Here is a 15,309-nt window from a genome sequence, read left to right on the forward strand (position 1 = left end):
GTGGTCCAGCGGACGGTTGCCGAGCTGCGTGACGACGTCGAAGGCAAGATCAACCGCCTGCCGCTGTCGTACTTCGACCGCACCGAGCGCGGCGAGGTGCTCTCGCGAACGACCAACGACATCGACAACATCGCGCAGTCGTTCCAGCAGACCATCAGCCAGCTGCTGACGTCTCTGCTCATGGTCATCGGCACGCTCGTGATGATGCTGGTCATCTCGCCTCTCCTGGCGGTGGTGGCGCTCCTGACGCTGCCGCTGGCCTTCGCGATCACCAAGGCCGTCACGAAGCGGTCGCAGCCGGAGTTCATGAAGCAGTGGGCGAGCACGGGGCGGCTCAACGGTCACATCGAGGAGGTCTTCACGGGCCACGAGGTCGTCAAGGTCTTCGGCCGCCAGCAGGAGGCGCGGCACGAGTTCGACACCCGCAACGACGCGGTGTTCGCCGCGTCGTTCAAGGCGCAGTTCGTCTCCGGTGTCATCCAGCCCGTCATGATGTTCGTCAGCAACATCAACTACGTCCTGGTCGCCGTGGTCGGCGGGCTCCGGGTCGCCTCCGGGTCGCTCAGCATCGGCGACGTGCAGGCGTTCATCCAGTACTCCCGCCAGTTCACCCAGCCGCTGACCCAGCTCGCGGCGATGGTCAACCTGCTGCAGTCCGGCGTCGCCTCTGCCGAGCGGGTCTTCGCGCTGCTCGACGAGGACGAGGAGCGGGCCGACGAGGCCGACGCGCCGTTCCCCGACCCGGTCCGCGGCCGGGTCGTCTTCGAGGACGTCTCGTTCTCCTACTCGCCCGACGAGCCGCTGATCGAGCACCTCGATCTCGTGGCGGAGCCCGGCCAGACGATCGCGATCGTCGGGCCGACCGGCGCCGGCAAGACGACGCTGACCAATCTGGTGCTGCGGTTCTACGACGTGCAGTCCGGCCGCATCACGCTCGACGGAGTCGACATCGCCCGGATGGACCGAGGGCCGTTGCGGGACAACTTCGGCGTCGTCCTGCAGGACACCTGGCTGTTCAAGGGCACGATCCGGGACAACATCGCGTACGGCGCGCATCGGGCGACCGAGGAGCAGGTCATCGCGGCGTCGGAGGCGGCCTACGTCGACCACTTCGTGCGGACCCTGCCTGACGGCTACGACACCGTGATCGACGACGAGGGCACCAACGTCAGCGCCGGGCAGCGCCAGCTGCTGACGATCGCCCGGGCGTTCCTCGCGGATCCGTCGATCCTGGTCCTGGACGAGGCGACGAGCTCGGTCGACACCCGCACGGAGTCCCTCGTGCAGGGCGCCATGGAGCAGCTGCGGTCCGGGCGGACGTCGTTCGTCATCGCCCACCGGTTGTCGACGATCCGCGACGCCGACCACATCGTCGTGATGGAGGACGGCCACATCGTGGAGCAGGGCACGCACGACTCGCTGCGGGCCGCCGGGGGAGCGTACGAGCGGCTGTACTCGGCGCAGTTCACTGCGCCCACGGTCTGAGTCAGCCCGCGAGGAAGGCCGCGACGCGGTCCTTGGGGCGGCCGATGATGGCCCGGTCGCCCCGCACCAGCACGGGCCGCTGCATCAGCCGGGGGTGCTCGACGAGCAGGTCGGCGACCGCCTCGGGGGTCACGTAGGCGGCCGGGTCGAGCCCGAGGCCCGAGAAGAAGCCGTCCTTGCGGACGAGATCGGCCGGTGGGTCCTCGAGCCTGCCGATCAGCTCCAGGAGGGCGGCGCGGTCGAGCGGCTCCTTGAGGTAGCGCACGATCTCGGCGTCGAGGCCCGCGGCCGCGATCTCGTCGACGGCGTGCCGGGACGTGGAGCAGCCGGTGTGGTGCAGGACGGTCAGGTCGGACATGGTCCGATCCTAGGAGCGCGACCCTCGGGGCGTGCGACGATGTCCGGATGTGGGAGGCCTTTTCGCACAACCTGACGGACCCCGCGGGCGCCGCCGTCCCGTTCTTCCTGTTGTTCATGGTCATCGAGATGGCCGCGATCCGGAACGAGGAGAAGCACGACCGGGCCGAGGCCGACGCCCAGCAGGTCAAGGGCTACCTCAGGGAGGACACCCGGACGAGCCTGACGATGTTCGTCGCCTCGATCGGCTTCTCGGCGGCGTTCCGCACCGCGGCGTTCCTGCTCTACACCGTGATCTACGTCCACCTGGCGCCGTGGCACCTGTCGGCGGACAGCCTGTGGACGTGGGTCGGCGTGATCCTCGGGGTCGACCTGCTCTGGTACACCTACCACCGCTTCTCCCACCGCGTCAGGATCGGCTGGGCCGGCCACCAGGCGCACCACTCGAGCCTGTTCTTCAACTTCTCGACCGCGCTGCGGCAGAAGTGGAACCAGTGGTTCGAGGTCCTGATCTGGCTTCCGCTGCCGCTGCTGGGCGTCCCGCCATGGATGATCTACTTCGTCTTCTCGCTCAACCTGATCTGGCAGTTCCACCTGCACACCGAGAAGATCGAGCGCTTCCCGCGGTGGTGGGAGGCGGTCTTCAACACCCCGTCCCACCACCGGGTGCACCACGGATCCGACCCGATCTACCTCGACCGCAACTACGGCGGGATCCTGATCCTGTGGGACCGGATGCTCGGCTCGTTCCAGGCCGAGCAGCACCGTCCGACGTATGGCCTGACCTACCCGGTCGAGACCTACAACGTGTGGGAGCTGCAGTACGGGGAGTACCGCAAGATCTGGCACGACGTGCGACGGACGACCCGCTGGCGCGACAAGGTCGGGTACGTCCTGGGCCCCCCGGGGTGGGCGCCGCGGGGCTGACCGGCTCGCCCGGGAGGACCGAATTGGAGCACGCGGGGGAGTTCTGGCAGAATGAGCCCTTGCGTCCGGTACGCACGGGGACCCTCTCATCCCCGGGTCGTCCGGCTCACCGATTTCGTCGGCCGTGTCCCCATGCGGCACCGGCAAGTCATCACGTACACACATCTGAGGAGACACCACACTCGTGGCAGTCAAGATTCGCCTGAAGCGTATGGGCAAGATCCGTACCCCGTTCTACCGCATCGTCGTCGCCGACTCGCGCACCAAGCGTGACGGCCGCGTCATCGAGGAGATCGGCACGTACAACCCGAAGGCCGACCCGTCGATCATCACGGTCGACGGCGAGCGCGCGCAGTACTGGCTCGGAGTCGGCGCACAGCCGACCGAGGCCGTTGCCGCGCTGCTGAAGATCACCGGCGACATCGGTGGCAACAACACCATGAAGTTCGCCGAGGAGAAGCGCAGCAAGGAAGACATCTTCCAGGACGCGCTGAAGGACCTCCACAGCGAGCCCAAGGCCGACGCCACGACCAAGAAGGCCGCCGCCAAGAAGGCGGAGCCCAAGGTCGAGGAGCCCAAGGCCGAGGAGGCCCCCGTCGAGGAGGCCAAGGCTGAGGAGCCTGCCGCCACCGAGGCGCCGGCCGAAGACGCCAAGGCCTGATCATGGCCGCGCCGCTCATCGAGGTCATCGAGCATCTCGTCGCCGGCATCGTCGACAACCCCGACGACGTCAACGTCCGCGCCAAGCAGACGCGTGGCGGCGAGCTGTTCGAGGTCCGGGTCAATCCCGAGGACCTCGGCAAGGTCATCGGCCGTCAAGGCCGTACGGCCACTGCCATCCGCAAGGTCGCGGGTGCTATCGCCGGAAGCGGCGGAGCACGCATCGACTTCGTGGACGTCGATCGCCGGAGCTGACCCATGCAGGTCGTCATCGGCCGCATCGGTCGTGCTCACGGCATCCGCGGTGAGCTCAACGTCGACATCCGTACGGACGAGCCCGAGCGTCGTTTCGCTCCGGGCTCGTCCGTCGTCTGTGGGGGCCGCACGTTGACGGTCAAGCAGGCCCGCCACCACGGCGGGCGCCTCGTCGTCTCGTTCGAGGAGGTCCCGGACCGCAATGCGGCCGAGCTGCTGCACGGCACGGTCCTCGAGGCCGAGGTCGACCCCCAGGACACCCCCGACGATCCCGACGAGTTCTACGACCACCAGCTGGTCGGGCTCGAGGTCCGGTCCGGCGACATCGTGGTCGGGACCGTCACGGGGCTCGTCCACCTGCCCTACCAGGACACCCTCGCCGTCGCGATCGACGGCCGCGAGGTGTTCATCCCGTTCGTGACCGAGCTCGTGCCGGTCGTGGACGTCGCCGGCGGCTTCGTCACGGTCGCGGACGTCGAGGGACTGCTGGACCCGGCGAAGGCGGAGAACGCCGCGTCGGACATCGACACCAACTGAGGGACACCCTGATGCGCATCGACGTCGTCTCGATCTTCCCGGCGTACCTCGACGCGCTCCAGCTCTCGCTCGCCGGCAAGGCGCAGTCCGCGGGGCTGCTGGAGATCGCGGCGCACGACCTGCGCGAGTTCACCCGCGACAAGCACCGCAGCACCGACGACACCCCCTACGGCGGTGGCGCCGGGATGGTCATGAAGGCCGAGCCGTGGGGCGAGGCGCTCGACACCTTGGCCGTCGACGACACCGTCGTCGTGGTCCCGACCCCGTCGGGACGGCCCTTCACGCAGCGTGACGCCGAGCGGCTCAGCGCCGAGCAGCACCTGCTCTTCGCGTGCGGCCGCTACGAGGGCATCGACCAGCGGGTCATCGACCACGCCGGCACGCGCTGGCGGGTCGAGGAGATCTCGCTCGGCGACTTCGTCCTCAACGGGGGAGAGGTCGCGGCCCTCGCGATGATCGAGGCGATCGTCCGGCTCGTGCCGGGCTTCATGGGCAACCCTGCCTCGCTGGTCGAGGAGTCGCACGGTGACGACGGGCTGCTGGAGTACCCCGTCTACACCAAGCCCGCGACCTGGCGTGGCCTCGACGTCCCGGACGTCCTCCGCTCCGGCAACCACGCGGCGATCGAGGTGTGGCGCCGCGAGCAGGCGCTCGAGCGTACGCGCGAACGACGCCCCGACCTGCTCGGCTGAGCCCGGCACCGGAGGCTTCGCGTGACTCGCCGCGACACGGATTTAACACGATCGCGGATCACGTAACACCGCCGACATGCTGAGGTAGTCACGGCAAAACCCCTCCCGGCCACAGTGTCAGTGCGCCCGCAGCAGCATCGTCGCTCTGTCGGTCGAACGACACGACCCCGAGAGAGGTTCTTCATGACCCCCGACATCATCTGGCTGCTGATCACAGCAGCCCTCGTCCTCTTCATGACGCCAGGCCTGGCGTTCTTCTACGGAGGACTCGTCAAGGCCAGCAGCGTCGTCTCCATGATGATGCTGAGCTTCGGCGCCATCGGCCTGATCGGCGTGCTGTGGGTGCTCTACGGCGCCAACATGGCCACACTGACCGACGGCGGCCCGGACTGGATCAAGGGGGTCGTGGGCAACGGCTTGTCCGACTTCGGTCAGGTCGACGCCGCGAAGGCCGCGTTCGCCGGCGGTGAGGGTGCTGTCGACTCGGCCGTCGTCCTCGCCTCGGTCGCCTTCGGCGGCACGTTCGCGATCATCACGGTCGCCCTCATCTCGGGTGCCATCGCCGACCGCGCCCGCTTCTTCCCGTGGATGCTGTTCTCCGGCCTCTTCGCCACGCTGGTCTACTTCCCGGTCGCCGGCTGGGTCTTCTCGTTCGACGCCGACGGCATGACCGGCTGGATCGGCACGCTCGGCTCGGACATGGGTCTGGACGTCAGCACGATCGACTTCGCCGGTGGCACCGCGGTCCACATCAACGCCGGTGCGGCCGCCCTGGCGCTCGCGCTGGTCCTCGGCAAGCGGGTCGGCTTCAGCCGGGAGCTTGCCAAGCCCCACAACGTCCCGCTGGTGCTCATCGGTGCCGCGATCCTGTGGTTCGGCTGGTTCGGCTTCAACACCGGTGCGGCGGTCGACGTCGGCCCCGGAACGCTGATCTTCGTCAACACCCTCGTCTGCCCCGCGGCCGGCATCCTCGGCTGGATCATCGTCGAGCACTTCAAGAGCGGCAAGGCCACCTCGGTCGGCGCCGCCTCGGGTGCCGTCGCCGGACTCGTCGCGATCACCCCGGCGTGCGTCGCGCTGACGCCGGTGTGGGCCATCGTGCTGGGCCTGCTCGCCGGTGGCGTCTGCGCCGCGGCGATCGAGCTGAAGTACAAGCTCGGCTTCGACGACTCGCTCGACGTCGTGGGCATCCACCTCGTCGCCGGCATCCTCGGCACGCTGTACCTGGGCTTCTTCGCGATCGACACCGGCCTGTTCACCGGTGGCGGCAACCTCGACCAGTTCATCGTCCAGCTGATCCCCGCGGTCGCCGTCGGTGCGTACTCCTTCGCCGTGGCGTTCGTCCTCGGCACCGTCATCAACAAGACGATCGGCTTCCGCATCAAGGAGGACGAGGAGGCCGCGGGCATCGACTCGGTGCTCCACGGCGAGGAGGGCTACTCCTTCAGCTAGGTTCCACCGTGAGCTGAGCTCGACCGCACGACCAGACGCGCCCGCCGGTACGCCCGGCGGGCGCGTTGTCGTGCCGGGGGAGGAGCGGCGGAGCCGATTGGCTCCGACGCGATCGGGTGTGGCAGAATTGGCCCTTGGCGCCGGATGTCTCTGCCACAGGGGAGCCGTCGATCATCGCCACTCCATTCTCGAATCATCCCCCCATCCGTGGGTGACCTGTGGCGCCAGCGAGGAGTAGAACCATGACCAACATCATCGACCAGGTGGCCAGCGAGTCGCTGCGCACCGACATCCCGTCCTTCCGGGCCGGCGACACCCTCGAGGTGCACGTCAAGGTCATCGAGGGCACGCGCTCGCGCGTCCAGGTCTTCAAGGGTGTCTGCATCAAGGTCCAGGGCTCCGGCGTCGGCCGCACCTTCACGGTCCGCAAGGTCAGCTTCGGCGTCGGCGTGGAGCGTACGTTCCCGCTGCACACGCCCGTGATCGACAAGATCGAGGTCGCGATCCGCGGCGACGTGCGTCGCGCCAAGCTGTACTACCTGCGCAACCTGCGCGGCAAGGCCGCCAAGATCAAGGAGAAGCGCGACGCCTGAGTCGCCCGGCGCTGCCGTGCCCGACCCGCCCACCGGCGTGCGTCGTGCACGGCAGCTGCCGTTCTGGCAGGAGGCGATCCTGCTGGTCGTCACGGCCGTCCTCATGGCGGTCGTGCTGAAGGCGTTCCTCGTCCAGGCCTTCTACATCCCCTCCGGGTCGATGGAGCCGACGATGCTCGTCGACGACAAGATCCTGGTCCAGAAGGTCTCCTACTGGGGCGGTGACGTGCACCGTGGGGACGTCGTCGTGTTCGATGATCCCGGCGGCTGGCTGGGTCCCGGTGACACGCCGCCCGGCAGCCCCGTCCAGACCGCCCTCTCGACGATCGGTCTGGCCCCCACCGGCGGCCACCTGATCAAGCGGGTCATCGGCACCGGCGGCGACCACGTCATGTGCTGCGCGGCCGGCCGGCTGCAGGTCAACGGCGTCCCGGTCGACGAGCCGTACGTCCTGGACCGTGCCGCGACGGCCGCAACACCGTTCGACGTGACGGTCCCCGCCGGCCGGCTGTGGGTCATGGGCGACAACCGGGGCAACTCCTACGCGTCGCCGCAGCACCTCGACGATCCCGACCACGGGTTCATCGCGGAGTCCGGCGTCGTCGGCCGGGCCTGGGTCCGTCTGTGGCCGCTCGGGCGGGCCGGGTTCGTGCGTGGCACGTCGGCCTTCGACGAGGTCCCCGCACCCTGATCGGGACCCGCCACTGACACGCTGGTCTGGGCGCCGGGACGTTGCGTGTTCCGGATAGGCTCGCCGGGTGACCACCACGAAGAAGCGACAGCTCCCCGTCTGGCAGGAGTCGATCCTTCTCGTGCTGACCGCCATGGTGATGGCCGTCATCGTCAAGACGTTCTTCCTCCAGGCGTTCTACATCCCCTCGGAGTCCATGGAGCCGACGATGCTCGTGGACGACAAGATCCTGGTCCAGAAGGTGTCCTACTGGGGCGGCGACATCGAGCGGGGCGACATCGTCGTGTTCGACGACCCGGGCGGCTGGCTCGGTCCCGAGGAGTCCCGCCACGCCTCCAACCCGCTGCAGAGCGCCCTGGAGAAGGTCGGGCTGTTCCCGACCGGCGGCCACCTGATCAAGCGGGTCATCGGTGTCAGCGGCGACAAGGTCAAGTGCTGCACGGACGGCAAGCTGACGGTCAATGGCGTCGAGCTCGACGAGCCCTACGTCGCCGACGAGTCGGCAACCGCTGACCAGACGTTCGAGGTCACGGTCCGCAAGGGCTACCTGTGGGTCATGGGCGACAACCGGGGCAACTCCTCGGACTCGCGGGCGCACCAGGGCGACCCGGGCGGGGGCCAGGTGTCCGAGGACAGCGTCGTCGGCAAGGCCTGGGTGCGGGTCTGGCCGCTCGGCCGTGCCGGGTTCATCCACAAGCCCAAGACCTTCGAAGCCGTCAACGGCAAGTGAGGCGACAGGCGCCATGACCAGGCTGGCGAAGGGGGCGACGATCCGTCGCGACGCCGGGCTCTACGGCTATGAGCGCGCCCTGGCGCGCCAGGGGCTGCGCCCCGTGGCCGGGGTCGACGAGGCGGGCCGCGGTGCGTGCGCCGGTCCGCTCGTGGCGTCCGCCGTCGTGCTGGAGCGCCCCATCCCCGGGCTGGCTGACTCCAAGCTGCTGACCGAGAAGCGCCGCGAGGCGTGCTTCGACCTGATCATGGCCAAGGCCGTCGACGTCTCGGTCGTGATCATTCCGGCCGCGGAGTGCGACCGCATGGGGCTGCAGCACGCCAACATCGCGGCCCTGCGCCGCGCCCTCGCGAGGCTCACGGTGCGACCCGGCTATGTCCTCACCGACGGCTTCCCGGTCGACGGCCTGGGTGTCCCGGGGCTCGCGGTGTGGAAGGGTGACCGGGTCGCCGCGTCGATCGCGGCGGCGTCGGTCGTCGCGAAGGTGACACGCGATCGCCTGATGGTCCGCCTGCACGAGGACTTTCCGGCATACGATTTCGCCACGCACAAGGGCTACAGCACTCCGGTGCACCAGGCCGCGCTCCGACAGCACGGCCCGTGCCACGAGCACCGCAAGACCTACGTGAACGTCAAGGCAGCAATGGAGAATGTGCATGAGCTCTGAGGATCTCGAGCGGTACGAGTCGGAGATGGAGCTCGCGCTCTATCGCGAGTACCGCGACGTCGTCACGATCTTCAAGTACGTCGTGGAGACCGACCGGCGCTTCTACCTGTGCAACGCGGTCGACGTGAAGGTCCGCTCCGAGACGGGCGACGCCTACTTCGAGGTGTCGATGAGCGATGCGTGGGTGTGGGACATCTACCGCCCGGCGCGCTTCGCCAAGAACGTCAAGGTGCTGACGTTCAAGGACGTCAACGTCGAGGAGCTGCAGGACTCGGACTTCAAGGTCCCCGGCACCGACTGACCCGTCGTCCACAGCCGCGGGTCGTCGTCCTGGTCGTCCACAGGTCGTCCGCCGACGGCTGACGGCGGCCGCCTCCCGACACGACGCTGGGAGCATGACCTACGCACGCAACAAGACCGTCGGCGACTACGGCGAGAGGATCGCGGTCGAGCACCTGCGATCGCTCGGCATGGTCGTGCTCGCCCGCAACTGGACCTGCCGGTTCGGCGAGATCGACATCGTGGCCCGCGACGGCTCGACCCTCGTGATCTGCGAGGTCAAGACCCGCACGTCCACCGAGCACGGGGGACCGTTCGAGGCCGTCACGGGCCAGAAGGCGGCCCGGCTGCGCCGCCTGGCGATGCACTGGCTCGAGGTGCACGACGTGTCACCACCCAGCGTGCGCATCGACGTCGTCTCGGTCGTCGTCCCGACCAAGGGCGCACCGGTCGTCGAGCGCATCTCCGGGGTGGCGTGACGTGGCGGCGGCGACGCACTCGGTGACCCTCGACGGGCTGGCCGGCCGGCCCATCGAGGTCGAGGTCGACATCTCCGGCGGGCTGCCCGCGACCGTGCTGGTCGGGCTGGTCGACACGATGGTCAACGAGGCCCGCGACCGCTGCCGGTCGGCGGTCTCCAACTCCGGCACGACGTGGCCCGATCAACGCGTCACGATCAACCTGGCCCCGTCGACGCTGCCCAAGTCCGGCTCGCACTACGACCTCGCGATCGCGCTCGCCGTGTTCGCCGCCAAGAACCTGGTCCCGGCCGAGCGGCTGGCCGGGGTGGTGTTCCTCGGTGAGCTCGCGCTCGACGGGCGGCTCCGGGCGATCCGCGGGGTCCTGCCCGCGACCCTCGCCGCGGCGGAGGCGGGCTTCGACCGGGTGTTCGTGCCGGAGGTCAACGTCCCCGAGGCCGAGCTCGTCGGCGGGATCGGGGTGGTCGGGGTGCGCTCGCTGCGGCATGCCGTTGCGTTGCTGACCGGCACCGAGGAGCCGGACGACCCGCCGGTCCCGCCGCTGGACGACGCGCCGTCGATGTCGTGGACGTCGGCGGAGCGGCTCGCGCATCTCGACCTGGCCGACATCGCCGGGCAGGAGGACTCACGCATGGCGCTGCTGGTCGCGGCCGCGGGCGGGCACCACCTGCTGATGACCGGGCCCCCGGGGATCGGCAAGACGATGCTGGCCCAGCGCCTGCCCGGGCTCCTGCCCGACCTGACCCGCGAGCAGTCGCTGGCCGTCAGCGCGGTCCACTCGATCGCCGGGGTCCTGCCGAGCGACGCGCCCCTCCTGCGCCGGCCGCCGTTCCTCGACCCGCACCACACCGCCAGCGCGGTGTCGATCGTCGGTGGCGGCAGCAAGGTCATCCGCCCCGGCGCGCTGTCGCTGGCGCACCATGGCGTCCTGTTCCTCGACGAGGCGCCGGAGTTCGCGTCCAACGTCCTCGAGGCGCTGCGCCAGCCGCTCGAGAGCGGGCACGTCGTGGTGTCCCGGGCCGCCATGACGGCCGCCTACCCGGCCCGTTTCCAGCTCGTCCTCGCCGCCAATCCGTGCCCGTGCGGGCTGAGCTCGGCGGTGTCCGACCAGTGCCGCTGCACGCCGCTGATGAAGCGGCGCTACGCCGACCGGCTGTCCGGTCCGATCCGTGACCGCATCGACATCCACCGGTCGCTGTCGCCGCTCTCGCGTCCCGAGCTGGTGTCCGCCGTGACGGGTGCCCGGAGGACGGCCGAGCTGGCGGCCGACGTCCTGTCGGCACGCGACCGGCAGGGCCGCCGGCTGGCCGACACCCCGTGGCGGCTCAACAGCGAGGTGCCCGGCGTCGAGCTGCGCAAGCACTGGCCCGTGCAGGACTCGGGCCGGGTCCTGATCGACAGCGAGCTGCGGACCAACAAGCTCAACCCCCGCTCGGCGGACCGGATCCTCCGGCTGTCGTGGACCGTCGCGGACCTCAGCGGGCACGACGTGCCGCGCGGCGACGACGTCGAGGCGGCGCTCTCGCTGCGACGAGGCACGGCCCTGGGTGGGGCGCTCCGCGACCTGGTGCAGGCCTCGTGAGCCGCCAGGACCGGCTCGCACTGAGCCTCGTCGTGGAGCCGGGGGACGCCCGGCTCCGGGACCTGCTGCTGGTGCACGAGCCCCGCCGGATCCTCCAGTCCGTCCGCGACCGCCGCCCCCTGGACGACCGGCCGGTGCCGGCGGCGTGGTCGGAGCGGGCCGCCGACCTCGACCGGCGTCTCGAGCTCGTGACCGTGCGGGCGACGGGTGCCGGGCTGCGGTGGATCTGCCCCGGTGGGGCGGGCTGGCCGACCGCGCTCGACGACCTCGACCACGTCGCGCCCCTCAACGGTGTGACCGGCGCTCCGCTCGGTCTGTGGGTGCGGGGCGTCGGCGATCTCGCCGAGCTGTGCCGGCAGTCGGCGGCGGTCGTGGGCGCGCGGGAGTGCACGACGTACGGCGCCGAGTGCGCCTCGGAGATCGGCGCGGACCTGGCCGACGGCGGCTGGACCGTCGTGAGTGGTGCGGCGTTCGGGATCGACGGCTGCGCCCACCGGGGAGCACTGTCGATGGCGCGGCCGACCGTGGCGGTGCTGGCCTGCGGCGCCGACGTGGACTATCCGCGGGCACACTCCACGCTGCTGGACCGGATCGCCGAGAACGGGCTCGTCGTCAGTGAGCAGGCGCCGGGGGAGCGCCCCATGAAGGGCCGGTTCCTGTCCCGCAACCGGATCATCGCCGGGCTGACCCTCGGCACCGTGGTGGTCGAGGCCGCTGTCCGGAGCGGCTCGCTCAACACGCTCAACTGGGCCGATCAGCTCGGCCGCACGACGATGGCGGTGCCGGGGCCGGTGACCTCCCGGCAGTCCGGCGGCACCCACGAGGCCGTCCGCGGTGGGCGGGCCGTGCTGGTCACCAGCGGCAAAGAGGTCGTCGGCGAGCTGTCCGGGCTGGGTGTCGGCCCGTCCGAGTCCGTGACGCTGCCGTCGACGGAGTTCGACCGGTTGCCTCCGGCCGCCCGGGCGACGCTCGACGGGCTGGGCTGGGACCGGGAGAGGTCGCTGACCGACCTCGCGACGCGGGCCCGGTTGAGCGCCCGCGAGGTTCGCAGCGCGCTCGACCTGCTGGAGCGGCGAGGTTTCGCGGCCCGCCGCGGTGACGGCTGGCGCCTGAGCCGACGTGCCGACGTGAGCTGACGGTCGGCGCGCCGACCGGGCCACGACCGGTGCCGGCAGCACACTGGGACAGGTGACCGCCGAGACCGACGAGACGCTGCCCGGGCCGTGGGCCGCGGTGCTGGCCGACTACGAGCAGCACCTCCGGGCCGAGAGGGACCTCTCGGTCCACTCGGTGCGCGCCTACCTGACGGATCTCGAGAGCCTTGCGACCCACGCGACCCGGCTGGGCGTCCTCGACCCGACCGAGCTGTCCCTGCGGACGCTGCGCAGCTGGCTCGCCAATCTCAAGACGACCGGCAAGGCGCGCACGACGCTGGCCCGCCGGGCGACCTCGGCACGCGTCTTCACGCTCTGGCTGGCCCGCACCGGACGGTCGCCGGCCGACGCCGGCGCACTGCTCGCCAGCCCCAGGGCGCACCGCGAGCTCCCGGTCGCGCTCAGCGAGGTCGAGGTCAGGGCCCTGCTCGACGCCACGGTCGATGCGCTCGTCGACGATGGAGCGCGGGGCCTGCGGGACCTGGCCATCCTCGAGCTCCTCTATGCGACCGGCATCCGGGTCGGCGAGCTCGTCGGCCTGGATGTCGACGACCTGGACCGCGGCCGACACGTCATCCGGGTGTTCGGCAAGGGCCGCAAGGAGCGCTCGGTGCCCTACGGCCTGCCGGCCTCGGACGCGCTCGAGCTGTGGCTCGAGCGGGGCCGCCCCGCGATGGCGGTCGAGGCGAGCGGCGCCGCGGTGTTCCTCGGCGCCCGCGGCGGGCGGATCGACCAGCGCGCGGTGCGTCGGATCGTGCACGAGCGGCTCGCCGCCGTCGAGGGCGCACCGGACCTCGGGCCGCACGGCCTCCGCCACACCGCCGCGACCCACCTGCTCGAGGGCGGCGCCGACCTGCGCAGCGTCCAGGAGATCCTGGGTCACGCCTCCCTGGGCACGACCCAGATCTACACGCACGTCAGCAACGAGCGCCTCCGCAGCGCGTACAAGCTGGCCCACCCGCGCGCCTAGGGACAGGGCCTAGAGGGAGGCCTGCGGATTCACGGGGTGGCCGTCCACCACGACCATGAAGTGCAGGTGGCACCCGGTCGACAGCCCGGTCGTGCCGGACCGTCCGACGACGTCGCCCGGCCGCACCCGCTCGCCGGGGGACACCGAGGACGACGACAGGTGGTTGTAGGTCGTGACCAGCCCCGGCCGGTGCCGGACGACGACTCGCTTGCCGTACGCCCCGCTGTAGCCCGTCGCCGTGACGGTGCCGGCGGCCGCGGCGTGGACCGGCGTCCCGCACGGCACGCCGAAGTCGGTGCCGTCGTGGAGCTTGCGGACACCCGTCACGGGGTGCACTCGCATCCCGTACGGCGAGGTGATGACGCCGCCCACCGGTCGACGCAGGGAACCGACGACCCCGACCGGTGGTGCCGGGGGAGGGCCGGAGGGATCGATCAGGCGGAACCGTCCGCCGCCCAGCAGGTCCAGGGGATCGAGGTAGTCCTCCCCGGCCCGCCGCCCGAGATGCAGGCAGGCCCCGGCGCAGTGGCTCGGGCTCCCGAGGAGCGTCCCGATGACCTCGCGGGCTCCCACGGCGTCACCGACCCGGACCCGGGCGCGCACGGGCTGGTACGTCGATCGCTCCGTCCCGTGGTCGACCGTGACGACCGGGACACCACCGACCCGACCCGCGAACGTGACCCGTCCGGGCGCGACGGCCCGGACCACGTCCCCGACGCCGGCCGCGATGTCGATGCCGCGATGACCGGGCCCATAGTCGCTGGCCGGCGGGGCGAACCGCTCGCCGAGACGGTGATCGTCCAGCGGCCACGACCACGCCTCCGGGGAGGTCGCCGCGGCCGTGGTGGGCACGAGGCAGATCAGCAGGCACAGGGCGAGGAGGTGGTGGCGCATGGGGTCAGCCAAGTCACCCGCGGGAGCCGGCGCAGCAGGGTCGTCCGCGGCTGGGGACAGGGTGGCGGAGGGGCCGGGGCTGTGGATTTCGTTCCGGACGGTGCGGTGCCCTAGACTGGGGCCACTCACTTCTTCGAAGTGAAATTCGCGCGCCTGTTTGCCGTATGACGCGAGAGCTGAATACGGAATGCGGTCCTGGTCTCCCGGAGTGTCTCCGCGGAGTGGGTCGCACCGACAGGCGCCAGGTCACCGTCAACCGGCGGTGAGTCAACCAGGATCGGCACCCGTGTGCCACAAGGAGATACGACCATGGCCGTCGTCACCATGCGCCAGCTGCTCGAGAGCGGCGTTCACTTCGGGCACCAGACCCGCCGGTGGAACCCGAAGATGAAGCGCTTCATCTTCACCGAGCGCAATGGCATCTACATCATCGACCTTCAGCAGACGCTGACGTACATCGACAAGGCGTACGAGTTCGTCCGCGAGACGGTCGCCCACGGCGGCACCATCCTCTTCGTCGGTACGAAGAAGCAGGCGCAGGAGGCCGTTGCCGAGCAGGCGACCCGCGTCGGCATGCCGTACGTGAACCAGCGCTGGCTGGGTGGCATGCTCACCAACTTCCAGACCGTCTACAAGCGGCTGCAGCGCCTCAAGGAGCTCGAGGTCATCGAGCAGACCGGTGGCGAGAACGTCCTCACCAAGAAGGAGGCGCTCGTCCTCCGCCGCGAGAAGGACAAGCTCGCCCGCACCCTCGGTGGCCTCCGCGACATGACGCGGGTCCCGAGCGCGGTCTGGATCGTGGACACCAAGAAGGAGCACATCGCCGTCGGCGAGGCTCGCAAGCTGAACATCCCGGTGGTCGCGATCCTCGACACGAACTGCGACCCCGACGAGGTCGACTACAA

Annotated in this window: 19 protein-coding genes; 17 read left to right on the forward strand and 2 right to left on the reverse strand. The window is 70.3% G+C overall.

The features are described from left to right. On the forward strand, positions 1-1,485 hold a 1,485-nt coding region (locus JWQ91_RS14020), incomplete at its 5' end, for an ABC transporter ATP-binding protein (RefSeq protein ID WP_297785335.1). Between the two features lies 1 nt (position 1,486). On the opposite strand, the gene JWQ91_RS14025 is transcribed toward JWQ91_RS14020, so the two are convergent. Beyond that, positions 1,487-1,843: an ArsC/Spx/MgsR family protein gene (locus tag JWQ91_RS14025; RefSeq protein ID WP_297785338.1), complete on the reverse strand. Its 357-nt coding sequence runs from the start codon at positions 1,841-1,843 to the stop codon at positions 1,487-1,489. A 47-nt stretch (positions 1,844-1,890) separates the two neighbouring features. Between JWQ91_RS14025 and JWQ91_RS14030 the strand changes: the two genes are divergently transcribed. The 15 genes from JWQ91_RS14030 (at position 1,891) to JWQ91_RS14100 (ending at position 13,510) form a co-directional block, all read left to right on the forward strand. Beyond that, positions 1,891-2,769 (forward strand): sterol desaturase family protein, encoded by an 879-nt coding sequence (locus JWQ91_RS14030; protein WP_297785341.1) that lies wholly within the window; start codon positions 1,891-1,893, stop codon positions 2,767-2,769. A 184-nt stretch (positions 2,770-2,953) separates the two neighbouring features. Beyond that, positions 2,954-3,430, forward strand: coding sequence for a 30S ribosomal protein S16 (gene rpsP, locus JWQ91_RS14035; RefSeq protein WP_297785344.1), 477 nt, complete (start codon positions 2,954-2,956; stop codon positions 3,428-3,430). Positions 3,431-3,432: 2 nt separating this feature from the next. Then, positions 3,433-3,684: an RNA-binding protein gene (locus JWQ91_RS14040; RefSeq protein ID WP_297785347.1), complete on the forward strand. Its 252-nt coding sequence runs from the start codon at positions 3,433-3,435 to the stop codon at positions 3,682-3,684. A gap of 3 nt (positions 3,685-3,687) precedes the next feature. Next, complete coding sequence (gene rimM / locus JWQ91_RS14045) at positions 3,688-4,221, forward strand: ribosome maturation factor RimM (RefSeq protein ID WP_297785350.1); 534 nt, start codon at positions 3,688-3,690, stop codon at positions 4,219-4,221. An 11-nt stretch (positions 4,222-4,232) separates the two neighbouring features. Beyond that, the gene (trmD, locus tag JWQ91_RS14050; protein ID WP_297785354.1) at positions 4,233-4,913 is read left to right on the forward strand and encodes a tRNA (guanosine(37)-N1)-methyltransferase TrmD; all 681 of its coding nucleotides are present in this window, start codon (positions 4,233-4,235) and stop codon (positions 4,911-4,913) included. A gap of 183 nt (positions 4,914-5,096) precedes the next feature. After that, positions 5,097-6,365: an ammonium transporter gene (locus JWQ91_RS14055; RefSeq protein WP_297785357.1), complete on the forward strand. Its 1,269-nt coding sequence runs from the start codon at positions 5,097-5,099 to the stop codon at positions 6,363-6,365. Positions 6,366-6,607: 242 nt separating this feature from the next. Then, positions 6,608-6,958, forward strand: coding sequence for a 50S ribosomal protein L19 (gene rplS, locus JWQ91_RS14060; RefSeq protein WP_297785360.1), 351 nt, complete (start codon positions 6,608-6,610; stop codon positions 6,956-6,958). Positions 6,959-6,974: 16 nt separating this feature from the next. After that, positions 6,975-7,649, forward strand: a complete 675-nt coding sequence (gene lepB, locus JWQ91_RS14065) for a signal peptidase I (RefSeq protein WP_297785363.1) — start codon at positions 6,975-6,977, stop codon at positions 7,647-7,649. 67 nt (positions 7,650-7,716) lie between these two features. Beyond that, complete coding sequence (gene lepB, locus JWQ91_RS14070) at positions 7,717-8,379, forward strand: signal peptidase I (RefSeq protein WP_297785366.1); 663 nt, start codon at positions 7,717-7,719, stop codon at positions 8,377-8,379. A gap of 13 nt (positions 8,380-8,392) precedes the next feature. Next, positions 8,393-9,046 (forward strand): ribonuclease HII, encoded by a 654-nt coding sequence (locus tag JWQ91_RS14075; protein ID WP_297785369.1) that lies wholly within the window; start codon positions 8,393-8,395, stop codon positions 9,044-9,046. Next, positions 9,036-9,347, forward strand: coding sequence for a DUF2469 domain-containing protein (locus JWQ91_RS14080; protein WP_297785373.1), 312 nt, complete (start codon positions 9,036-9,038; stop codon positions 9,345-9,347). Before JWQ91_RS14075 ends, JWQ91_RS14080 begins: the two co-directional genes overlap by 11 nt. 94 nt (positions 9,348-9,441) lie before the next feature. Next, entirely contained in the window at positions 9,442-9,804 is a 363-nt protein-coding gene (locus JWQ91_RS14085) for a YraN family protein (RefSeq protein WP_297785376.1), read from the forward strand. 1 nt (position 9,805) lies between these two features. Continuing rightward, positions 9,806-11,386 carry a YifB family Mg chelatase-like AAA ATPase gene (locus JWQ91_RS14090; protein ID WP_297785380.1) on the forward strand — a complete coding sequence of 527 codons (1,581 nt, stop codon included), beginning with the start codon at positions 9,806-9,808 and terminating at the stop codon, positions 11,384-11,386. Beyond that, complete coding sequence (locus tag JWQ91_RS14095) at positions 11,383-12,522, forward strand: DNA-processing protein DprA (protein WP_297785382.1); 1,140 nt, start codon at positions 11,383-11,385, stop codon at positions 12,520-12,522. The genes JWQ91_RS14090 and JWQ91_RS14095 overlap by 4 nt, the downstream gene beginning before the upstream one ends. Before the next feature lie 52 nt (positions 12,523-12,574). Then, positions 12,575-13,510 (forward strand): tyrosine recombinase XerC, encoded by a 936-nt coding sequence (locus JWQ91_RS14100; RefSeq protein WP_297785385.1) that lies wholly within the window; start codon positions 12,575-12,577, stop codon positions 13,508-13,510. Positions 13,511-13,519: 9 nt separating this feature from the next. Here the strand turns inward: JWQ91_RS14100 and JWQ91_RS14105 are convergent, their stop codons facing one another. After that, positions 13,520-14,404, reverse strand: coding sequence for a peptidoglycan DD-metalloendopeptidase family protein (locus tag JWQ91_RS14105; RefSeq protein ID WP_297785388.1), 885 nt, complete (start codon positions 14,402-14,404; stop codon positions 13,520-13,522). A 309-nt stretch (positions 14,405-14,713) separates the two neighbouring features. On the opposite strand from JWQ91_RS14105, the gene rpsB reads away from it, so the two are divergent. Next, positions 14,714-15,309, forward strand: a 596-nt coding sequence (gene rpsB / locus JWQ91_RS14110; protein ID WP_297785391.1) for a 30S ribosomal protein S2, incomplete at its 3' end; no start/stop codon positions are given.

It is taken from the genome of Aeromicrobium sp. (assembly GCF_025965075.1).
Classification (GTDB): Bacteria; Actinomycetota; Actinomycetes; order Propionibacteriales; family Nocardioidaceae; genus Aeromicrobium.

Bases quoted from the DNA above. Each gene is read 5' to 3' on its own strand.
- JWQ91_RS14025 (WP_297785338.1), bottom strand. From the start codon at position 1,843: ATGTCCGACCTGACCGTCCTGCACCACACCGGCTGCTCCACGTCCCGG.
- JWQ91_RS14030 (WP_297785341.1), top strand. From the start codon at position 1,891: ATGTGGGAGGCCTTTTCGCACAACCTGACGGACCCCGCGGGCGCCGCC.
- JWQ91_RS14040 (WP_297785347.1), top strand. From the start codon at position 3,433: ATGGCCGCGCCGCTCATCGAGGTCATCGAGCATCTCGTCGCCGGCATC.
- rimM (WP_297785350.1), top strand. From the start codon at position 3,688: ATGCAGGTCGTCATCGGCCGCATCGGTCGTGCTCACGGCATCCGCGGT.
- trmD (WP_297785354.1), top strand. From the start codon at position 4,233: ATGCGCATCGACGTCGTCTCGATCTTCCCGGCGTACCTCGACGCGCTC.
- JWQ91_RS14055 (WP_297785357.1), top strand. From the start codon at position 5,097: ATGACCCCCGACATCATCTGGCTGCTGATCACAGCAGCCCTCGTCCTC.
- rplS (WP_297785360.1), top strand. From the start codon at position 6,608: ATGACCAACATCATCGACCAGGTGGCCAGCGAGTCGCTGCGCACCGAC.
- JWQ91_RS14075 (WP_297785369.1), top strand. From the start codon at position 8,393: ATGACCAGGCTGGCGAAGGGGGCGACGATCCGTCGCGACGCCGGGCTC.
- JWQ91_RS14080 (WP_297785373.1), top strand. From the start codon at position 9,036: ATGAGCTCTGAGGATCTCGAGCGGTACGAGTCGGAGATGGAGCTCGCG.
- JWQ91_RS14085 (WP_297785376.1), top strand. From the start codon at position 9,442: ATGACCTACGCACGCAACAAGACCGTCGGCGACTACGGCGAGAGGATC.
- JWQ91_RS14105 (WP_297785388.1), bottom strand. From the start codon at position 14,404: ATGCGCCACCACCTCCTCGCCCTGTGCCTGCTGATCTGCCTCGTGCCC.